Source organism: Acetivibrio cellulolyticus CD2, assembly GCF_000179595.2.
GTDB lineage: Bacteria > Bacillota > Clostridia > Acetivibrionales > Acetivibrionaceae > Acetivibrio > Acetivibrio cellulolyticus.
The window spans coordinates 703225-725208 of the sequence record NZ_JH556653.1 but is presented as its reverse complement, the minus strand read 5'-3'; the positions used below and the strand labels follow the sequence as shown (position 1 = coordinate 725208).

Below are 21984 nucleotides of genomic sequence, written 5' to 3'. Positions count from 1 at the left end.
AATTTGAATTGATCTTATTTGCAGGAATACTTATGACTTAAGCTCTCACAACTCATTTCATAATTATATTTATAATATTGGTGTTAGATTTATCCCATTGAACATCAAATCCCATAGTTTCAGAAAGAAACCTGAGTGGAATAAACGATCTTTGATTTATTACTTGAGCTGTAACATCCATATAAATTTTATTATTATTGATAGTAACCTCATTGCTTCCTAGTGTAAATACTATATTTTTATCCTTATACGTTATTTTAACTTGTTGCTTTGTAGCATCCCACAAAACGGTTCCTCCAAGTTCTTCAACAAAAGCCCTTACCGGAAGCAGCGTCCTTGAATCTTTTATTATCGGCACTATTTTACTATCTTGATCTATGTTCTTTCGTACTCTGTTGTTAATGGTCATTTTAGGGTTGCCAATTTCAAAAATAATATTGCTAATGTCTGTTACTTTGCTATTATCCAATTTAAATGGTTTTGTTGATGTATAATATGTATTGTCCTTCTTTCCTAGAATTATTATATTCTTTTTATCACATCCAACTGAACTTATCGAAAATTCGCCGGTGCTTGATATATAGCTTGCATACTGTTCAGTGTGGAGCTGAATTATATTTTCTGGAGTTTTTTCATCAGGATACATGTAGAGCTCGTAATTATCAACAGCAGAATCTTTGTTACATTTAATAGTGAATTGGTGTTCATCAGCGTCATAATATGTCTTTCTAATTAGAGGAATAGCCTCAGGTATACTGCTCAATAGAGGATTATAAATTAGCTCTTCCCTTTCATAATTTGTGCCATCAGCAGATAGAATGACTTTTACCTTGTATTTTGTTCCAGGCTCAAAATTATAGTCAAAAGCATAATTTTTAATATATTTATATGGAATATTTCCGACATTGCCATTGTATTCCATTTTGTCAAATTTGGTCATGTATTCCCTAGTTACATAGTTGCCTTCAGAAACAAACCCATAGTCATGCACAGACTGTAAAGAGTTTTCAGAAACTTTAAAATCTTCAATTTTCTTTAACTCATTTCCATTACTATCACAAATATTTATAGAAAGATTTGGATTTGCTTTCTGAAAAAAATCATTATCTTTGAAGGCAATCTTAATATTATTACATCCCATGGATATAGCTGATGAATCAATATAAAAGTCCTTCTCAAATTCTGAATTAGAACTGTCTTCAGGGATAGTTAGTTGAAAGGTTCTATTAAGTTTGCTAAATTCCCATGTAAAGTCAGATAAGAATACAGTTGATGCCGATAATTCGTATTTTCCGGGCAAAAGCTCACCAAGTCTTAATCTAAAACCTGAATAAGCACTACATGTAGCACCACCCGCTTCTCCTACAAAGCCGGAAAGGGCAAAATTTAATTTTTTGCTGTTTTTATTATAATATAAATCCAAATTTTCAGAATAAGATACAGAAGAATGTTCCGGTCCCGCTGGATGGTTATAACCAACATAAACATCATAGCCTTCATTTGAATGATGAATAAAGATCCCCATGTCCTCATTTTCTACAGGAGAAACCGCCCACCCCTGAGCATTTGATGTCACCTGAAATAAGCATAAAGATAATAGAGTAAACACCAGTACTACGCATAATTTTGAGCGTAAATTCATTGGTTGTAAACTGCTTTTTTTTATCACAAAACTCACTCCCCAAAATATTATTATCTGAATTAGTTCTCCAAATTCAATTATAATAAGGAATGCAATAAATATCCAATTAAGTTTTTGTAAACTTAAAGGAAGTACAGAATTGCGTTTGAATAGGACAATTTTTTATGCTCGCTTAAGACCTTGGGTCTGTACTAGTATTATAAAATTTGATATACTATAACCATTAAAATTTTAAAATCAAGTTAGATTCACTATGATTTTTGGGGAAGGTAATTATTGTGAGAAAGAAACAAATCATTACAATTATCTCTGTTGAGTTACTCGTGCTTGCTGTAATCTCTTTACTACTACTTCCAAAAACCTCTTTGAACACAAAAATCGATGCTGTAAATATGGCTCTTACAAATTACAAATTTGACTATTATGTAGGTACGAATGTGGTTAAAACTGGAGACGTTGGAACAGCAAAGTATACTTTTGACGGTATACCAGCTTTCTACGATCTTATAATAGCATATGTTGATGAAGATGACGGCAACTGCACTTATTCTGTTAATCTTGACGGCACAGAGATCGCTGGCTGGACGGCAGACAAAAATCCCAAAAAGGATTGTCTTTTTACTAAAAAGATTGAGAACATAAAGTTATCTGACAAAACAGAAATAGAAATTCTGGGGACTAGAAACAAAGGAGAGTCAGCAAGGCTTGCACACATCGAAATAGTATACAGCCATGGAATGAATCCTCTTTTTCTCATTAAATATGGTTATGAGCATTTTGCTCAAAACATTTATACCGCAAACGTTTTCTTACTCATAGCAACATTGCTTGCCTTTTTGGTGCTAAATATTACAGCTTTTACTTTACTAAAGCCAAGAAAACGTTTCCAACTTTCAAAAGATCCTATTGAAAATTTGACAGATACCTTGAAGAACGATGCTAAAAACAGTTTTATGCCAGATGTTGTTCCAAATTCTATACAGCAAAATGTGATTTTAGAAACTATACAGAATATTGATATAAATACTAATGAAACCCAAAGTGTTATACCACTAATTGAGAAAATGATGGAATACATAGAAATCAGTTATTCTGACAGCAATTTTTCGGTTCAACAAATGGCAGACCATTTCAATTTGTCTTTGAATTATCTGAGCAGCTTTTTCAAAGAGCAAACCGGTCAAAATATTGTTTATTACCTCACAAATTTGAGGATTGAGAAAGCTAAAGAGCTTCTTAGCACAAGCGACATGCAGATTAAAAATATTGCAGAAAATTCGGGGTATTACAATGCCTCTAGTTTTATTCGAAGGTTTAAACAAGTAACTGGGTTTACTCCGGGTGAGTACAGGCTAAATAAAAATATAGAATAAGATTGTATGAAAAATATCAAAGTGCTCTGCTTAAGAATTCTCACTTAAGTAGAGCACTTTATTATATAGTATGGGATTTTGTATTAAGATTAGCTCGCCCCAAAGTGCTGAAATAAGCACTCTAAAAATTGCACATTAAAAAATGTATATGTAAAACAGAATAGTGTAAATTGACTTTATAAGCTATATGGAAATAAGATTATATTAAATTATATGGAATATTTCATAAATAGATTTTCTACAAAAACTTATATTTAGGAGGTGAATGGCTGTAAAGTATAGTTGTTTATCGGTATGACAATTTAAGCTACAATGAAAGAAGCGCAGGGAGATCTAAAATTAATTGGGAGGATGTTTTATGACAAAGAGAGTTTCAGTACATATGTCGTTTTTGATTATACTGTCAATGATTTTGACTACGTTTGCTGCTACATCAACAACTGCTAAAGCAGAAGATATGTTTGCGATGGTGGGATTTGCAACATTAAATGGAGGAACTACCGGTGGTACCGGAGGTACGGAAGTAATAGCAACCAGTTTATCTCAGGTTAATACTCTTTTGAGTACAAGGAAAAAAAATAGTGATACTTCTCCGCTAATAATAAAGTTTACCGGCAAGATTACGGGATCAGAAGTAATCGCTGTAAAAGAAGTTAAGAATATCACATTCCTTGGTGTTGGAACAAGTGGGGAATTGGAAGGTGTAGGAATTAATATTGTTAAATCAAGCAATATTATCGTACGAAACATGAAAATTCATCATACCAGAGCTCCAATGGATGGTATTGGTATTGAAAATTCGACCAATGTTTGGGTAGACCACTGTGAAATATACAATATGATTGGTGACTGTAACGGAGATGGAAAAATAGATACTAAAGGAGATATAAGCGGCGGAGACGTTGACTGGTATGACGGGCTTTTAGATGCCAAGGGATCAAGTGCATATATCACAGTCTCCTGGACTTATTTCCATGATGCTTTTAAAACGAGCCTTGTTGGTTCGTCTGATAGTGATACCTCTGATAGAAAAATAACTTTCCACCACAATATATATTCACACACAAAATCCCGTTTGCCAAGCTACAGAGGCGGAACAGGACATATGTTCAACAACTACTATGTAGATGCTGAGGGTTCGGCGATTAATTCAAGAATGGGAGCAAAATTAAGAATAGAGAATAATGTTTTCGAGAATGTTGGAAGTGGATCTTTGGATGATGCTTTAGGATTTGCAGAGGGACCGATTGGTGCATACTATAGTGACGAACCTGGATTTTGGGATGTAAGTAATAACGTTTTTACAAATTGTAAAGGTAATCAGCCTACAACATCAACATGCAGTTTTACTCCTCCTTATACTTATTCAAGTGTATTGACTTCTGTTGATCAGGTAAAATCTATTGTTACACAATATGCAGGGGTAGGAAAAATTAATGGTTCATCAACACCAATAGTAATACCAACATCATCAACAACTCCAACACAAACTCAAGCGCAAACGCCAACACCAACTCATGCTTCGGGGATAGTATATGGTGATTTGAATGGAGATTACAGTGCAAATTCAATTGACTTTGCAACATTAAGAATGTACATACTTGGATCTGTACAATTGTCAGGCAACCAATACAGTGCTGCAGATTTGAATCTTGATGGCAGTGTAAATTCACTTGACTTTGGTTTCTTTAGACAATATTTATTGGGTATGATTACTAAACTTCCAGTTGGTTCTAACCAAAATACAACTGCAACACCAACTAAAACTACAACAGCAACACCAACTAAAACTACAACATCAACTCCTGCACAGACAAGTCAGCCAGTAGATGGTGACATTATACTTGAGCCAAATGGATCAATGACTTTGCAGCAAGCAATAAATTCAATAAAACCAGGAAACACTATTTATTTGAAATCAGGATCTTATAAATATTCTACAACGATCACTGTAGCTGAAGGTAATAACGGTAATTCAGGTGCAATGAAGAAGATAGCAGCTTATGGCACGGACAAACCTATTATTGATTTCTCAGCAATGGATGAAAAATCATCCAACAGAGGAGTAGTTCTTGCCGCTAATTATTGGCACTTTAAAAATGTTGCAATAAATGGTGCAGGAGATAATGGAATGTTGCTTGCAGGAAGCAATAACATAATTGAAGGTTGTATATTTAAGTATAATCACGATAGTGGGCTTCAGTTGTCAAGATATAACACATCGTATAGTTCAATTGACAAATGGCCTAGCAACAACCTTGTTTTGGACTGTTATTCTTCAGAGAACATGGATTCAACTATTGAAAATGCAGACGGATTTGCAGCTAAACTTACATGTGGAAAAGGCAATATATTTAGGAATTGCAAAGCGGAGTTCAACTGCGATGACGGTTGGGATCTATATACCAAATCAGAAACAGGTCCTATAGGTGAAGTTACATTGGAAAACTGTGAAGCGAGCAGCAATGGTAAATTACCTTCAGGTAAGGTGACAGGCGGAGACGGTAACGGATTCAAATTAGGTGACGATACTGCATCAGTTGCTCATATTCTAAAAAGCTGTGTTGCTAACAATAATGCTAAACATGGATTCACAGGCAATGGTAATCCAGCAGCGATTATTATGGAGAATTGTACAGGTACAGGTAATGCGGAAAAGCTTTTTGACAGGCTTACCAATGCTATATTTAAGTAATTGCTGAGGTAATCAAAATCTGCTTGGTGGGTTGATAAAATTATTGTTTAATCAAATATTTAAGCTATCATACTTATCAATTTAATACTAAAAAATATTTTACAAGAAGAGAAGGGGATTGTTCTATAAATGGAGCAATTGCCTTCTTTTAAATGTGCTTGTTTTATTGTGATTAAAAAATTCTTGACTCTCCTGTTGCTGGAGACATTATAGTCTATATACAAACAAATAATATGGAGGTGTCTGTAATGAAAAAGATTGGAATTATTTTGGCAAGTATACTTTTGGTTCTTACAATTAATAGCATGTACTTCTTTTTTGGAATGACAAAAGTGAGTTTTATTGAGTGGTTGGTTTTTAATGCCTGTGGACCGACAAATATAGCTTATATTGTAGGTTTTGTAGTGTATATGGTTACAAAAAACAGAACTGCTCTTCATGTATCCATACTTCCGCTATTTTTCTTCGGAGGTCTTGGTATATACTTTTTTCCCTGGAGTGGAAATAACATAATAGCCCAGATATGTCATATATTTATGGTTCTGAATATGCTATGGGTTTTAGTTGAAACCTTCTCAAAAGCTGATTTCAAAGCTGCTACAATAGGATTACTTATTGGAGTATTTGTATTTTCACCATTCATAACATTTCAACAGACATATACAATTTCTCACCCGGAAGCTTTTAAAAGAATACAAGGGTTTAGTATAGAGGATTTTCAAAATAAGTTGAATATTAATATTGAATAGAATGCTGGAATTCATCGTTTATATACATTTGAACTTCTGTAATGAACTTACTTGAATTACGGGGAAGAATAACACCAGGTCCTTTTAAATAAACTTCTCTGGTTGGAAGTAATAAATGTATATTACGTTGGTTTACATGGTCAATAAGCGTCTTGTATACTCTTCCTATAGACTCATATGGTCCTTTGTGTAGAATTGTAAGAGCTTTGCCACCATTAATAACTCTGCTTTTTATTCCTTCTGCTTCAACAGCAACCTTGACAGGAACACAAGTTTCAATATCTGCATCATCTTCTTTGAAATCATAATCATAGTATAAGGAAAAGGGGCTTCCAATACAATGCTTTCCACAATGTTTGTACAATTTTTCCAGATAATATTCAATTTCCTGATACTTACCTTTAAATCTAATACTTGCTACTAATGTATTTTCGATAACTTTTTCAGTAATTTCGTTGTTTAAACTTGTCATAAAAACCTCTTCTCCCTGTCGAGTTTGCCTTATTAGTAATTCAAGATTTTTGTACATATTTTCATATTCTACAATTTTATTGTAAATTTCTTCTTGTTTATTTATCAAAGATTCCAATAATTCTGTATCGTCGTTGTAATTATGGAGTATTTTTTTTATTTCCTTTAGAGGAAAACCCAGTTCTTTCAGTTTATTAATAATATTAACCTTTTGAAGGCTTACTTCATTATAATATCTGTATCCTGAGTCATCATCTATATAAGTTGGGTGGAGTAAATCACATTCATGGTAATAACGAAGAGTTTTTATGCTTAGTCGGGAGATTCTGGAAAAATCCCCAATTTGATATTGCACTTTTATTCACCTCTTATTTCTTTTTTTATATAATAGTCATCAACGCACTCGTGAAAGCCTATGGCTTCATTTTCTCCAGTGCTTCCTTCAAACTTTTTACATTAAGTTTTTTTAAGATCATTCCCACTTGATTTTTTAATGTTCTCTCAGATTTATTCAGTTTAATCATGATATCTTTTAGGGTGTAACCCTGACTTTTTAGCTCAAAAATTTCTCTTTCGGCTCTTGACAACTCTTTAATAATCGTATTTTCCCGCTTTAGTTTTGCATGCTCTTTTTGTAGAACTTCCACGGGTGTTCTATTTCTATTGACTGATCTAATTATATGAGGCAAAGCCTGGTAATCCATTTTCCTTAGATACTCCACTGCTCCTGCAGAAAAGGATTTAATAATGAGTTCATCCTCGTCAAAAGATGTCAGCATGATAATTTTTGCGTTTTTTGTTTTTAGAATTTCAGATGCAGCATCAATTCCATCATAATCGGTTTCATTTAAGTTAATATCCATGATAATTACATTAAAATCATGGATTGCAGCTTTTTCGACAGCCTCCTGCTTGTTTGCAGCAGTCAGTGCAATCCTTATATCTGGCTCGAATTCCAAAAAGTCTACCAATAGGCTTACCCAATCAGGATCATCTTCCACAAGAAATACTTTTATAGTGTCCATACATCAACCTACTCTTCCCATGTTTTTACGATATCTGTCCTTTCCAGCAAGAGGGACTTTTATAGTCACAGAAGTTCCGCAACCCTCTTTGCTGGAGATTTCTATATCACCACCGTGACTTTTCACAACATTGTAGCTATAAGAGAGGCCAAGTCCAAAATTACCATCCTTTCTTTTGGTAGAAAAGAAAGGATCAAATACTTTTGACGCAATATCTGAAGGCATTCCGATTCCGTTATCATTAATTGTAATAAAAACATTTCTTTTTACTACAGTGACGGAAATAGCAATAAGTCCATCCTCAATTATGGACTCTGCAGCATTCCTTAAAATATTGATGAAAGTCTCTTTTATATGAATAGCATCGCATACCAGGATGATATCATGATTACAATCTTTTCGAATAATTAGTTTTTTTGACCCGTAGGAAGGTCTTATGATTTCTATCGCATGATCCAAAAGGCTGTTTAGGTTTTCTTGTTTAGTGTTCAGTTGTATATCCCGCATGTTTTCCTGTATTTTTGTGACAAGATCTTTCAGGTAATTTACTGAGGATTGGATAATAGCTAGATTTTTATCGGCTGAAGTAGAATTTTTATCCGGACTTTTCCTTATGTTATCCGTACAAAGTGCAATCTTGGAAATCTCATTTTTAAAAGCATGGTTTATAATGGATGTACCGGAAGAGGTGGCTTTCATTGTGCTGTCCAACCTTATTTTTTCAAACTTTAGCTTGAATCCCATGATTCCATACCTGTAAGCAACATATGAATATGTAACAAATAAGCTAATAACTGCCCATCTATTGTATTTCCATGCACTTCTTAAGTTAAAAGCAGGAAGAACATAGCTTGTCGTTATTCCCAATATGGTGAGTGGTATAAAAACCAAACAAGCCATCAACCGCTGCTCTCTAACTGTTTTGCTTATTTCAACCCAATATGAATATAGTAGAAAAGCACATCCTAAGAAAGCATACGGCACCGCGAAAACACAAAGAATCTTATAATCGATATACAAAGGATATTGGTAAATATTTAAAGGAAAAATTATAAACATTGCAACTACAGGGAGCAGCAAAAGATGAACAATTAACTTCACGTAAGACTTTTTCACTTTTTCAAAAATTCCCGAATAGCTCATGGTGAAATTGATAATAAAGTAGGGTGCAGAAAAAAGTGCAAGGCATGACATACCCACTCCTATGGTTTTGATAAAAATCAATAGTCTGGGGAAGCCAATCAGATCATCTCCCAAATAGTATAAGACCACTTCATCAACCAAAGGTTTACTGCAGCTGCAACCTAAAATAAAAAAAATTAACGCAAACCAGCGGATCGTTTTATTTTCGTAATTGCATAAAAGAGATATTCCTCCGATCATCCATAGGAGAATAACTACCAATAATATCATAAACAACTCCTGCGTTATAAAGAATGACAATATATACCTATCTGCCCTTTAGAAACTCCCTATGAAAATTATACAGTAATTTAAACGTAGATTCAATGCTAGGGGTACCAATAAGTTGGTACTTATATATTTTAATTAAAGTGCTATTATTATTTATTACTGATGATCTTTATAACTGATGATCTTTATAAAAGAATATTTAAAGTTGGAAGGATATAAATGCATGTTATCTCTTTTTAAAAAGTATTATAACAGCTTATTCTATGCTGTGAGAATTCAACAAAAATAATTCTTAAGGAGGAAATTTTCAAATGATTGAGGGAAAAAAAGAGCAGCACAAAAACAAGCGAAGAAATTATGCAAAGTACAACTTAATGGCACTGGTGATTATTATGGTGTCGATGTTTCTCGCTTCTACGGTACAAGCGAGGGAAAATAACTGGATTCTGCAGGGAGAGTTAAAAAACAGCCCGGTTATAAAAGTGGCAAGTGGTTCAGCGACGCCCCAGTTATGTTATTATTTCAACACTGGAGGGAATTTGGTTGCCTATGCATATATACCTGTCAACAACGCACCTTCTGTACCTTTTACCGAGATAATCAGCTGGGGTTCAGCATTCGAGGGAGGAGCCGAATACAAGCTTGTATGGAAGGCAAGGTCGGTAACCGGCACAGCATCCATAGACGGGCATGCTTTACCGTTGGGTACATGGAGCGATGAGTATGAAACAAAAGGAAGAACTCTTGTCTGGACAGGAGCTACAAGCAATACGATTGAATTTGAATATGTAAAGCTTTATGCGCGGGATAGTTTTTTCAGTGAATATGAAGTTACCGCCCAATGGGATTTTAAGGGCGGACTGGCCAATGATACAACGGGAAACGGTAATAACGGAACTTATGTTGGAAATGTACAACCAAATATTCCGGGTAAAACAGGTCAGGGATTGGGTCTTGAAGCAAACAGTTATATGACTGTTCCGGCCAGCAGTAGTCTATATTTTGGTGATCAGGACTTTTCCATAAGCTTTTGGTACAAGATGGCCACATCTTCCACTGGAATGTATACTTTGATTAATAATACAAATACAGTAGATGGAAAAACTTCTGGATATGAGATGGTAGCAAATGGGAGTACGCTCATTGCCTGCTTGTATGTAGATGGAAAAGCAGGAACTGTATATGGTTCGGATGTCATGAAATATGATGGTAATTGGCACCATCTCACTCTTGTTTACGATAAAGCCGTAACGTATAATTTGATTATTTACAGCGATGGGAAAATTATTGAATACGCAAAGTTAAATGCTAATGCAAATTCAACTTCATTAAATCCTGGACCTTTATGTTTGGGTAACAATGGCTTTACAGGCGTTGTAGATGATGTAACAATATACAAAAAAGCACTTTCTTACAGTGATATTATAAGTATTTCGGAGGCAAGCCCAGATGTAACTGCCAATGAACTTAAAAAAGTTAATGTACTGGACATTAACGCCAACGGAAACCTCCTTGATTACAGTGACAACTATAATCATGCCATACAAATGGATGGTATCGTGCCTGCATTTGTAACGTCAAAAACCGAGCCTCAAGGTAAAGCAATCCAGTTTAACGGTCAGAACTATCTGCAGGTAGCTAATTCTCCATCAATCAACTTGGGCGCTGGAGATTTTTCAATTTCCTGCTGGTTTAAAACCACAAATACAGCAAATATAAACACAATTCTGGATAAACGAATTAACGTAGGTTCGGGATGGCAAGGTTATCATTTGTGTGTGTATGGCGGAACCGATATTTTATTGCAAATGGCAGATGATGTAAGAGGCTGGTGCAATTACCGCGGACCCTCTGGGACTAAACTTAACGACGGTAACTGGCATTTTGCAACAGTTACAGTTGACCGGGACAATACCCAAGGCGTTAAATTTTATATTGATGGTCAGTTAAAATACAGTGACAATGCTACATACAGAACGGGAAGTCTGGATACATCAGCAAATCTTCTAATAGGCAAACACATTGATGATCCAGCCAATAATTTCATTGGTGCAATAGACGGAGTCAAGATTTATAAAAAGTCTTTGACGGCGGCAGAAGTTCAAAAGGTCTATGGGAAAAAGAAATGGAACATGCTTCTTTTCCTTAATGGTGACAATAATCTGGAAAGCCAGCAGCTCGTAAAATTGAATGACTGTGAAATAACCGGATCTACTGATGATGTCAATTTCCTTGTAGTGCTGGACAGAATTGAAGGCGAGGATACTCAACCAAACGAAAAAGACTGGACAGGCACCAGACTGTATTATGTTACAAAAGACCCTGATTCGTCTTATTTCACTTGTTCTCAATTGTTGAAAGACTATGGAGAATTGGATATGTCCAATCCGAATAATTTAGAAAATTTCATCACATATTGTCAGACAAACTACCCTGCTGAGAAAACTCTTGTTTCAATAGCCAACCATGGGGACGGTCTTAGAGGAATAAGTCAGGATGAGACTTCAAAGGGCTACGTAATGACTATAGCTGAGGCAAAGCAGGCTCTCACAAATGCCCGTTTAAAGACAAAACAAAAGATTGATATTCTGTATTTTGATGCATGTCTTATGCAAATGGCTGAAATTGCATATCAGTTCAGAAACGAGGCTGATTACATAGTAGGCACGGAAGAAATGGCTTTTGGCTGGACCTTAGAAGAAAAAGATTTCTATGCCGAGTTTGTAAAGAACGCGTCTAAAAGCCCTGAGGATATTACAAAGCTGTTTTCACAATTTTCTGGAGAATGGACTTTTTCAGCAATCAAAACAAAAGACGGAGCAATGACAAACTTTGTTACCGCACTGAATAATTTTTCAACACTTTTGGCAGCAAAAACTGATTTAACAGACATAAAAGCTGCATATGCCAGCACCATAAATATGGCTGGGAATAACTGTTACATTGATTTAATCAATTTTGCTGATAATGTTGCCGCCAAAACAACGGATACAAATCTTAAGAACTCTGCTGCAGCATTAAAAACGGCTTTTAACAGTTGTGTGGTTTTTAATAAGACATATGGAAGCTATCTTGGGAAAGCAAACGGTTTGACAATATTCTTTCCAACAAGTAAGAATACTCTTAGCTTCTATGAACAGTATTTCGGTTACACGGATACAGGTTATGATCTGCTTTCAAGCACCAAATGGAATGAGTTTTTACATGTATACTACCCGTAAGGAGGGATTTTGATGAATAATTTAAAAAGTATTAAGATATATGGATGTATACTGGCTGCATTAACTGTAATTCTACTTATGGGAGTCAGTAGTTTCGCTGCGGAATCATGGGAGGATATGGGCACACTCACACAGGCAACCAACCCGCTTAACAACCAGTATGAAAAATTTTACTGGGATTCTGCCAGTCAGTGTTATAAACTGTATTATTACCCACCTACATCATCGTATTATTTTCAGAAGACCGTTTCGTTTGCCCAGACGGCACAACCGGGATATGAATACAAACTGGAGTGGACAGCCAGATGCACTGCAGGCACTACCTTTGTAGACGGGAGAAGTCTTCCTGCTGACGGAAGCTACAGCCAGCCTTATGAGACATATGGACTGACCCTGACATGGGATGGGATGTCAAATGCCAGTATTGAGCTTAAAAATGTAAAGCTTTACCGTAAAAAAGTTCACAGTGACTGGGTGTACCAGGGTGAAATTCGTTATAACACAAATCCTGTGGACAGTCAATATGAAAAAATCAAGTGGGACAATACATTCCAGGATTTCTACTTGATTTATGACCCGCCGATTACTGGCAGCAATAGTTTTGACAAGGAACTTTCATTTACCGGTCTTCAGGAAGAAGGGTACGAGTATAAACTGGTGTGGAGGGCGCAAAAAGGTGTCACTGGGGCTACTACTCTGGATAACCGTAATTTGCCTTACGTCAGTGGAAACTGGAGCCCGCAGTATGAGACACGTGGTCTGAAACTTTCATGGTCAGGTATCTGGCATTTGTCTGTAAGAGTGGATTATGTGAAGCTGTATGTCCGCAAAATCAATCCGCACGCCAACGCAGCTGCATATTGGGAATTCACCAACGGAAGCGGAGATGACTGTTCCGGGAATAACAGCCACGGAACTTTTCTGAAACCCGTAAGTACGATGGCTCCCGGTATATCTGGCCAGGCTCTGCAGCTTGACGGAACCAATGCTATGATTGTTCCCGACAAACCAAGCCTGCATCTGGGAAACGAAGTCAGTATTAATTTCTGGATGAAAACATCGGCTATGCCCTCTGGTGTTACACAGCAGGTCGTAATGCGTAAAATCAAGGAGGACTCCGGCAAAAAGAACGGCTTTGAGATATTACGAATACCTACATGCCTTCATCTCCAATCCTATTACAATGACACCAAGGTAAGTCACACGTTGGACATGCCAATACCGCAGGACGGCAACTGGCACATGTATACATATAATTTTTATAAGGCTGCTACAAGTGAAATTTACTATTTTAGATGTTACTGTGATGGGATGGAGGTTTCCGCTTCATTTGAGACGGTAAATTTCCTGAGCAGCTGTATGAATACCGCTGCCGACCTTATGCTGGGAGGCACCAAGGATTCATTGTACGGATTTACTGGTATGTTGGATGAGGTGAGTCTTTACAATCGTTCTATCATTCATGGTGAAATATATTCTTTATACAAAACCTCAGGCAAATATTCACCTTCCTATGAAGCAGATACGGTTCTAAAGCTGCCTTTTAACAAGAGCTTGATCGACTCAAGCGGCAAGGGTAATTCGGTAAGTACTTCAAACGGAGCCATCCTTAATTACAGCGATCACAATGATTATTACAGGAGCGGTGCAGACTTTGACGGTCAGAACTGCGCCAAAATAAGCAATTCCTCTAATCTAAACTTTGGTACAGGAGACTTTTCGGTATCCTGCTGGTTTAAATCCACCAGTACGACAGGTATCAAAAGTATCCTGGACAAAAGGATCTTGGGCAAAATTACCGACAACGGCTATTCTCCTCTAGGATACCATCTCTGCCTGTACTACGGCACATCATTGGTTATTCAATTGGCTGATTCTACCAGCGGTTGGTACAATTATCAGTGTAAACCTTCAGGCATAACATTGAACGACGGAAAATGGCATTTTGTGTCAGTGACAGTAGACAGGGACAATCCTCAGGGAATATGCTTCTACGTTGACGGAGCACTTAAAGGAACTTTTAACCCGACAAACAGAATGGGCAGCCTGGATAACACTGCTGATCTTCTGGTAGGCGGACATGCTCTTGATTCCGGCAACAATTTTAACGGTTCCCTGGACGAAGTGGCACTATATAAAAGGAGTCTGACATTAGCGGAAGTATCAGAAATTTACGGGAAAAAGAAGTGGAATTTGCTGCTGTATATGGATGGCGACAATAATCTGGAAAAAACTATGTTATCTAATATTGTGCAAATTGAAAAGGATATGATAGGCACTGATATCAATGTCATGGTACTGATGGATAGGTTACCCGGTTACGATGGCGACTTAGCAGCAAGCAATGATTGGACTGGAGCAAAGCTTTTCAAACTTGAGAAAGGGCTTCAGGACGGATACAATTTCTTTGATTTTTATTCTAGGTGTATTAAGGACTATGGGGAAGTCAACATGGGGGATCCCAAAACTCTGGAGGATTTCATTGTTTACTGTCAGACCAACTACCCGGCAGAACACACCCTGCTTATGCCATCCAATCATGGTACCGGCCTTTACGGGATGTGTATTGATGATACCAACAACTGTGATACGCTAGAGCTGCCTGAAGTAAAGGGAGCCATGGAGGCTGCCAGACAAAAAACAGGACAAAAGGTGGATATTCTTAGCATGTATGACTGTCTCATGCAGATGATGGAAACCCTGTACCAACTGAGGAATGAAGCTGACTATATTCAGGGATCCGAAGAAACTGCAGGTGTGTTTGATATAAACCAGTTTGTTCAAAAACTTGAGCAGCAGCCGGATGCCCCGGTAGAAACGGTTGCAGGCATGCTTGATGAATTGTTATACACCCCGGCTGGCTCCTGTATCAGGATGGGCAGCTCATTTGAAAGTTTCGCCAATGATTTTAAAGCCTTTGCAATGCTTTTAAATGCAAAAACGGATTTTTCAGATATTAAAAGCAGTGTAGACAATGTATTCCGCCTAAGTGTAGATTCCTACGCTGACCTTATCGATTTTGCAAAGCGTGTAGCAGCAAATACAAGTGATACCACACTTAAGGCATATGCAAACAAGCTGATTACAGACTATCAGAAGTGCTTGGTGTGGAGCGATACAGGAAGAGGTCTATACGGAAAAGCAGCCTACAATGGTACCCTTCCCTACCTTGGAAATACCAATGGTCTTTCCATCTGTTTGGCTTCCAACCAACTTTTTAGATACTATTTTTATCCTCAATACAACAAAAGTATTCTGACAACATCACCATTAGCTTTGACTCAGGACAGTCTTTGGGATGAGTTCCTTACAAAATACTACACCTACATAAAGAGCATTACGGATGGTTTGGAATCGCAGCAAGTCGGTCAGTCTCCCTCAGGCTACACCGTATCAGGCAGCACAGTAGTAGTGGATAACCAGAATTACTACCTCGGATCAAAAGCACTTAAGTTGGAGGACACATCCACCAGCCAGGAAGTTCTGGCAGGAAAAACAGGCACTTCCACTACAAGTAAAACATTGGAATGTATGCTATATGCAAAAAACATAACAAACGGTATTGTAATTTCGCTGTGCAGCGGAGGAAATGCAAACAAGGTGTTCAGTATCAAATTTCTGGCTGATGGCAGCATACAATATTACAACGGCAGTCAATGGACAGCACTTGCAGCAGCCAATAAAGTTCCGTTAAGCAAGTGGACACGTATCGAGCTCAAGGCGGAAAGTACAACATCTGCAAATCTTTTTGTAGATGACAAATGTGTCGGCACACTTACTAACTGCGGAAGCTATGCGACAATGGACCGTTTTGTATTTTCAACGGATTCGATTTCAGGTACAGGTGATCTGTACTATATTGATGATGTCGTATTTTAAAGTGCAGTGATTATCAAACCCGTAAAGTCATATTTTTTGACTTTACGGGTTCTTACATAAAGAGATTTTTTGTTTTGTGCAGGAGATTCAGTACTTAAGGATAATATTATTTTATGATTTTTTATTTAAAATAAAGTGCATGGGTATTTTTAGGGATAATTTGAATTTTTAGTATTGAAAAGCAGGGTTTGATATGGTATTGTAAAAAAACCAAGTACCTATCTATCAAAAAAGCTTATAAGGAGAAATGTTTATGAAAAAGTTTATATTGTTAACTTTAGTTGTTTCATTACTGTTAACTAGCTTTTGTTTAACTATTGACGCAAATGCTGCGTCTAACGAAAAGTTCCTGATAATTGTGAGCAACCCTTTATTAAAGGCAAGCAATGGAACTCAGTTACAACAGGCACTTGATCAGTATAAAGCTGATTTGATTAATGAAGGTTGGCTTCCAGCTCAAGTAAATGTCAACAATGTCGCAGATGGGTCCGCGCAAAAAATATGCAGTACACCAGATCAGTTAAAAGAAATGATAAGAGGTTATTATGGAAATGGCTATACCGGCTTTATAATGATTGGCTCACATCCTGCAATACAAACTGCATGGTTTAGAAATAAAAATAATACCATTATAGATCCTAATGACGGTTATTATGCAGATCCTTGTGATATTTATTATGCAGACATGAATATGGGATGGACTGTTAATAGCGGTTTTGTCAGTCCTCCTTTGGATTCCTCCGGTAATTATAATTTCAGCAACATTGCTCCAGAAATGTTTTTCGGGAGAATTTACATAAAAGGTAGTATCGTTAGACAATCGGACAATTCTTACGATACTATTGATAACGATTATAAAGAATGTCGTGAAGTAATTAAGTATTTAAACAAAGTGCATTCATACAGGATTGGCACAGGTGCAACTCTTACAAACGAAGAGGAAAGTAGATATTATTTATATGGGGAGTGTTCAAAGGATCATTTAAATAGTTACTTGGATTCACAATTCACAAGTGTAAAACTAAACTACGATCCAACTAGAAGTAATGATGAATACCTTTACGATACATTAAGCAGTCAGGGTTTTAAAGCAGTTTTTATTAATGGACATGGTTTTATCAATGCCCACAACTATGTTGACAGTACGCTTATAAACGGTACTTTCTATAACCCTAATCCTAATTTTCTAACCTCTGACAAATTGCGCAAAATAAACGTAAAATCAAGGGCGGTTCTTCTTGTTCCCTGTAGTAGTTCAAGATATATTTCCTACAAATTATCTACTAACGGCAATAACGAAGATTGTTTGGGCAAGGCTTATATTTACAACAGTGATTACGTATTAAATGTTTTTGGAGATCTTGCACCTTCGAATCTTTACTACCCTGGTTCCTACACAAATATATTCAACGATGCAACAAATATTTGTGCAGGAAAAGCAGCGCAGAATTTCCTTATAACAAACTATTGTTATTATACTATGCAGGCTACTTTTTATGGTGACCCGACAATAAAATATAAGAAAACTAAAACAACATCAACTTCAATGCCAGTCGTTACAAACTATTTCCGTAACGTTGAAGTAAAAGCCGGAAACACAGTTTCATTGCCTATTAGAATAAAGGATTCAGATAGTTCATCTGTAAATATGCAGATTGATGGGCTTCCAAACACTAGTACAATAACTGCAAGTGTTCCCATTACAAATTCAACTGGAACATATAATTTGAACTGGACTGTTCCAACGGATGCTGCAACTAAATACTTCAATGTTACTATCAAACTCAATGACAGCCAGGGTAATAAATATGAGGAAACATTCAAATTATATGTATCTGCCATAGAAAACGGAATGCTTTTAAATAAGGCTTCAGGTTGGACAATCAGCGGTTCCGGATATCAGCTGAACGATTCTACAATAACACCAATTACTATACCAAAAACCACATCTGATCCAAAACCATGTGAAATTAGCCTCACCAGCGGTTATGCAACTCTTTCACAAGAGTTGAACCTTGAACCTAACAGGGATTATAAACTCTTATACTACGGTGTAAATGGTTTGTCTGCACCTAATAATGCAAGTGTATCTATTGCAAATATAAGCAACAGCATACCTGCAAGTGAATTTGTAAATTTCCTCTATAAAGATATATCCTTTAACTCGGGTAATACAGGAAAAGTCAGTTTAAAGATATCATTAGGTTCACAAGCTTCACCTGTGAGTGGTAAAGCAACATTATCCGGATTCAGACTGGTGCCTTTTTACTGGAATATGTTTAATATGCCTGAATTTGCAGACACAAATACATGGCAGTTTGAGGAATCCTCAAAATGGGCTTATGAGAAAGGCGAATTGAGCAGTGAAGCTGGTGAAGGTATAAAAGCATTGCTAAAAAACCAAGCTTATAAAAATGTTACTGTTGAAAGTGATGTTACAGTATCAAACAGTACAACATACTCTGGGGCTGGTATAGTGTTAAGAGCTACAAATATAGGATCAGGGCCGGATGCTTTCAAAGGGTACACTGTTTCCATAGATGCCTTCAACAAGGCAGTAACACTTGCTAGATTCAATAACAACTGCACTATTGCAGCAAATCATCTCACAAATATATTGCCCAACAAGAAGTATCATCTAAAAGTAGACATGATAGAAAACGTAATTAAAGTATACTTGGATGACATGATAAACCCTGTTATTGTTTATAAAGATACCAATCCCGACAGAGATCAGTTACTTGCTGCCGGGCAGGTAGGCGTGAGAAATTACCGAACCCACGCACACTATGATAATTTCGAGGTAAACGGAGTGTCTGTTCCATTATTTGGGGATGATTTTGACACTGATACTACGGGCATAATTCCAACAAGACTGCGGACTGTTGCCGGAGAAAGCAGCACAAACTGGACAGTAAGTAATAAGAAATTAAAGGCCGTTGCCGGAGAAGGAATAAAAGCTGTAATCAAAAAAGTAAACAGTTCTGAATTTGATTCGTTTGGGAATTTTATACTTAGCACTAAAATAAATGTAGCAAACGAAACTACCTATTCCTCAGCAGGTATAATGTTTAGAGCAAGCAATATAAATGCAGGTGCAGATATGTTCACAGGCTATAATGTTACTGTTGATGCTTTTAATAATGCTATTATCCTTTGGAAATTAAAAAACAACTGCAGATGGTTAACTCAATATCCAATGAATGTCCAGGCAGGTGTTGATTATGATATTAAAATTGAAGCTACAGATAATAATATAAAAGTATATGTTAACAATGGCTCAACACCTGTAATAAACTATACAGATAATGAAGCCGATAAATCAGAATATCTCCAAGGAGCTATTGGTTTCAGAACTTACCGTACAGATGTCACTTATGATGATGCAATTATATACGGTAAGTAAAATAATTATTTAAATAACTTTGACATCTTTCATATAACGTAGAGGGGCTGTCGCACAAGCAGTAGAATAAATTGCTGTGCATGGCTCCTTTTCCTTAATTAAGATAGCTATAATTCTGTTTCATCCCGTTGTCCAGCTAACTTTTATAAAAAAATCGAGGGACGCTTGATCCAAAAAGCTTATAATGTCGCGCCCTTTGTGGGCGTGTGGATTGAAACTATTTAATAACCGAGTAAAAAACCAGATATTATATGTTACAAGTCAAAAGCGTTAAGAAGTCGGAATGGGAAGATGTTGATGGTTGTATAGATTTATTTGAACTTCCCACTACCGATGGCTTGTGGTATATCATAGTAAGAACCCTTACCAAAAAGGGAGATTTTGAATACACCATGCTAGTGTCTAACATGCCGCTAAATCAAATGTCTGCAGTGGGTATGTTCTATTTTTACAACCAAAGACAAACCATAGAAACTTTTTTTAAGACGTGCAAAAGTGTATACCATATCAAAAACCTTAGAACCAGGAAGTTTGACGGAATACATGCTTTCCTATGGTTTGTTTTCATTACAAATAACTTGTTATCGTGGTTTAAGTCCACAATGCTCTCAGAAACAAAGCTTGAAGATGTTGGCACAAAAACATTGGTAGATAAGCTGGGTTCTCTGGTAGCAGAAGTAAGAAGAACGGCAAATAAAGCTAAGAGAGCCAGATTCTTTTTACAGTTGGAGTAAGACTATTTTGGTGAATGTATGTAAGAATGGTTTAAGAAAAAGGAATGAGACGATCCTTATTGATTCTAATGAAGAAGAGGAATATTTTGAGGATTATCAAAGAGAAGAGACCAGACATGATGTATTTACATATTTAAAAAAGTTAAATATACATCAACAGGAAGCAATAAAGCTTAAATACTTTCTTGATATGGACTATGCTACAATATTATGGAAAGAAGTTTGTGGGATATGAAGATGTGATTTCTGGAAGCTTGAAGAAAATCAATGATGAAGGAAGAGGTCAGAAAATAAATAAGTCGTGTACATTTAGCAACGGTATTAAGGTTACTGTTGATGGAATAGTGTTTGATGATAATGTGATGGAGGTGTTTTGCAAATATGAAAATTTAAAAGAGGATTTGGATGTGTCATCATTATCTCTTGGTTTATCTGGAATAAAACCTTTTGGATATTTTTGTAATAGTAGTGGAGGTACGTTTATAGATGATAGGCGTAATTGTTTTTTTGTATATGATTTCGAACCTCCAAAGTTTTATGAAAAATGGATGAAGCTAAACGTAAGATATTTAAAAAATGGATTGATTGAAGAGAAGAGTATAAGGTTTACTTTAGACAGAAATAAAGCATTGAATAAGACTGTGGAGAAATCCTTGAAGAAAAAAGTCAAAGTTGGCGATTATGCTATAATGTTTGACAAAATTACTGCTTCATCAATGACGACATATGCTAAAGGGAGACTAGAAGGATTGTCAGATAGTGCAAAAGAAGTTCTTAAAGATAAGCCTCCGATTAATACTAATGGAGAACGTGTGAGGGAAATGCCAAGAGTGAATTTTGATATTTCAACAGATAAAGGTGAGAGTATTGAGATTTATGGAAGTGAGATGAGTAATAGATTTGGAAAAATCTCTTTTACAAATAGAGGGGATGCAATTCCTGAAAACTTTGAATCTCTTGAAATCAAAAATATAAGACTTGAAAGTATGTTGATTGTAGACAAGAGAGTAGATGTATCAATTGGAAAAAAAGAAATCAAAGTTAATGATGATCTAGTAATAAAGAATGTGTATTATGAAGGAGAAAATACCTGTGTGGTAGTATCAAGCAAAGGAATTGCTGTGATGGGGCTTATGGATGGTAACGAGTTTATGGATATGGTTGATCCGAATGCTTTTGATAGGGAAGCAGAAAGTCCGAATGCTGTTGACAGAATATACAGGTTTAAAGGGAAAGGCGAAAATATGAAGTTGGAAATTAAGTGTATAAATTATTCAACATATAGTGATGAAGTATTAGAAATTCCTTTGGATTAGAAATGTTCAAACTTTAGAGAATAGTTGTTTGCTAATAAGGATTGCAGAGAGTGTGAGTGT

Annotated in this window: 13 protein-coding genes; 9 read left to right on the top strand and 4 right to left on the bottom strand. The window is 36.2% G+C overall.

From position 1 onward, the window contains the following. Positions 1-52: 52 nt before the first annotated feature. The gene (locus tag ACECE_RS30460; RefSeq protein ID WP_162862489.1) at positions 53-1642 is read right to left on the bottom strand and encodes a copper amine oxidase N-terminal domain-containing protein; all 1590 of its coding nucleotides are present in this window, start codon (positions 1640-1642) and stop codon (positions 53-55) included. A 278-nt stretch (positions 1643-1920) separates the two neighbouring features. Between ACECE_RS30460 and ACECE_RS29080 the strand changes: the two genes are divergently transcribed. The 3 genes from ACECE_RS29080 to ACECE_RS26675 all read left to right on the top strand — a co-directional run bounded on the left by ACECE_RS29080 (position 1921) and on the right by ACECE_RS26675 (position 6459). Next, positions 1921-3015: a helix-turn-helix domain-containing protein gene (locus ACECE_RS29080; protein WP_010245178.1), complete on the top strand. Its 1095-nt coding sequence runs from the start codon at positions 1921-1923 to the stop codon at positions 3013-3015. Positions 3016-3373: 358 nt separating this feature from the next. Continuing rightward, the gene (locus ACECE_RS0205480; RefSeq protein WP_010245176.1) at positions 3374-5710 is read left to right on the top strand and encodes a pectate lyase family protein; all 2337 of its coding nucleotides are present in this window, start codon (positions 3374-3376) and stop codon (positions 5708-5710) included. Positions 5711-5958: 248 nt separating this feature from the next. Next, positions 5959-6459: a hypothetical protein gene (locus tag ACECE_RS26675; protein ID WP_010245173.1), complete on the top strand. Its 501-nt coding sequence runs from the start codon at positions 5959-5961 to the stop codon at positions 6457-6459. Here ACECE_RS26675 and ACECE_RS0205470 read toward each other — a convergent pair. Genes ACECE_RS0205470 through ACECE_RS0205460 form a run of 3 tightly spaced genes read right to left on the bottom strand, consistent with a single transcriptional unit; the run spans position 6446 to position 9368 of the window. After that, complete coding sequence (locus tag ACECE_RS0205470; protein WP_010245170.1) at positions 6446-7285, bottom strand: MerR family transcriptional regulator; 840 nt, start codon at positions 7283-7285, stop codon at positions 6446-6448. The genes ACECE_RS26675 and ACECE_RS0205470 overlap by 14 nt on opposite strands. Before the next feature lie 58 nt (positions 7286-7343). Then, positions 7344-7955 (bottom strand): response regulator transcription factor, encoded by a 612-nt coding sequence (locus ACECE_RS0205465; RefSeq protein ID WP_010245166.1) that lies wholly within the window; start codon positions 7953-7955, stop codon positions 7344-7346. Between the two features lie 3 nt (positions 7956-7958). Next, entirely contained in the window at positions 7959-9368 is a 1410-nt protein-coding gene (locus ACECE_RS0205460; RefSeq protein WP_010245163.1) for a sensor histidine kinase, read from the bottom strand. Positions 9369-9679: 311 nt separating this feature from the next. On the opposite strand from ACECE_RS0205460, the gene ACECE_RS0205455 reads away from it, so the two are divergent. The 6 genes from ACECE_RS0205455 to ACECE_RS0205430 all read left to right on the top strand — a co-directional run bounded on the left by ACECE_RS0205455 (position 9680) and on the right by ACECE_RS0205430 (position 21924). Continuing rightward, positions 9680-12589 (top strand): LamG-like jellyroll fold domain-containing protein, encoded by a 2910-nt coding sequence (locus ACECE_RS0205455; RefSeq protein ID WP_010245160.1) that lies wholly within the window; start codon positions 9680-9682, stop codon positions 12587-12589. Positions 12590-12601: 12 nt separating this feature from the next. After that, positions 12602-16468 carry a LamG-like jellyroll fold domain-containing protein gene (locus tag ACECE_RS0205450; protein WP_010245157.1) on the top strand — a complete coding sequence of 1289 codons (3867 nt, stop codon included), beginning with the start codon at positions 12602-12604 and terminating at the stop codon, positions 16466-16468. A 253-nt stretch (positions 16469-16721) separates the two neighbouring features. Next, positions 16722-19874, top strand: a complete 3153-nt coding sequence (locus ACECE_RS0205445) for a family 16 glycoside hydrolase (protein WP_010245154.1) — start codon at positions 16722-16724, stop codon at positions 19872-19874. Between the two features lie 251 nt (positions 19875-20125). Continuing rightward, positions 20126-20608: a transposase gene (locus ACECE_RS0205440; RefSeq protein ID WP_010245151.1), complete on the top strand. Its 483-nt coding sequence runs from the start codon at positions 20126-20128 to the stop codon at positions 20606-20608. Positions 20609-20615: 7 nt separating this feature from the next. Further along, positions 20616-20843: a sigma-70 RNA polymerase sigma factor region 4 domain-containing protein gene (locus tag ACECE_RS26670; RefSeq protein WP_010245149.1), complete on the top strand. Its 228-nt coding sequence runs from the start codon at positions 20616-20618 to the stop codon at positions 20841-20843. Continuing rightward, positions 20806-21924 carry a DUF4179 domain-containing protein gene (locus ACECE_RS0205430; RefSeq protein ID WP_162862488.1) on the top strand — a complete coding sequence of 373 codons (1119 nt, stop codon included), beginning with the start codon at positions 20806-20808 and terminating at the stop codon, positions 21922-21924. Before ACECE_RS26670 ends, ACECE_RS0205430 begins: the two co-directional genes overlap by 38 nt. The last annotated feature ends 60 nt before the right edge of the window (positions 21925-21984 follow it).

Coding starts and splice junctions, on each gene's coding strand:
- ACECE_RS30460 (WP_162862489.1), bottom strand. CDS start 1,642: ATGAATTTACGCTCAAAATTATGCGTAGTACTGGTGTTTACTCTATTA.
- ACECE_RS0205480 (WP_010245176.1), top strand. CDS start 3,374: ATGACAAAGAGAGTTTCAGTACATATGTCGTTTTTGATTATACTGTCA.
- ACECE_RS26675 (WP_010245173.1), top strand. CDS start 5,959: ATGAAAAAGATTGGAATTATTTTGGCAAGTATACTTTTGGTTCTTACA.
- ACECE_RS0205465 (WP_010245166.1), bottom strand. CDS start 7,955: ATGGACACTATAAAAGTATTTCTTGTGGAAGATGATCCTGATTGGGTA.
- ACECE_RS0205460 (WP_010245163.1), bottom strand. CDS start 9,368: ATGATATTATTGGTAGTTATTCTCCTATGGATGATCGGAGGAATATCT.
- ACECE_RS0205455 (WP_010245160.1), top strand. CDS start 9,680: ATGATTGAGGGAAAAAAAGAGCAGCACAAAAACAAGCGAAGAAATTAT.
- ACECE_RS0205450 (WP_010245157.1), top strand. CDS start 12,602: ATGAATAATTTAAAAAGTATTAAGATATATGGATGTATACTGGCTGCA.
- ACECE_RS0205445 (WP_010245154.1), top strand. CDS start 16,722: ATGAAAAAGTTTATATTGTTAACTTTAGTTGTTTCATTACTGTTAACT.
- ACECE_RS0205440 (WP_010245151.1), top strand. CDS start 20,126: ATGTTACAAGTCAAAAGCGTTAAGAAGTCGGAATGGGAAGATGTTGAT.
- ACECE_RS0205430 (WP_162862488.1), top strand. CDS start 20,806: ATGCTACAATATTATGGAAAGAAGTTTGTGGGATATGAAGATGTGATT.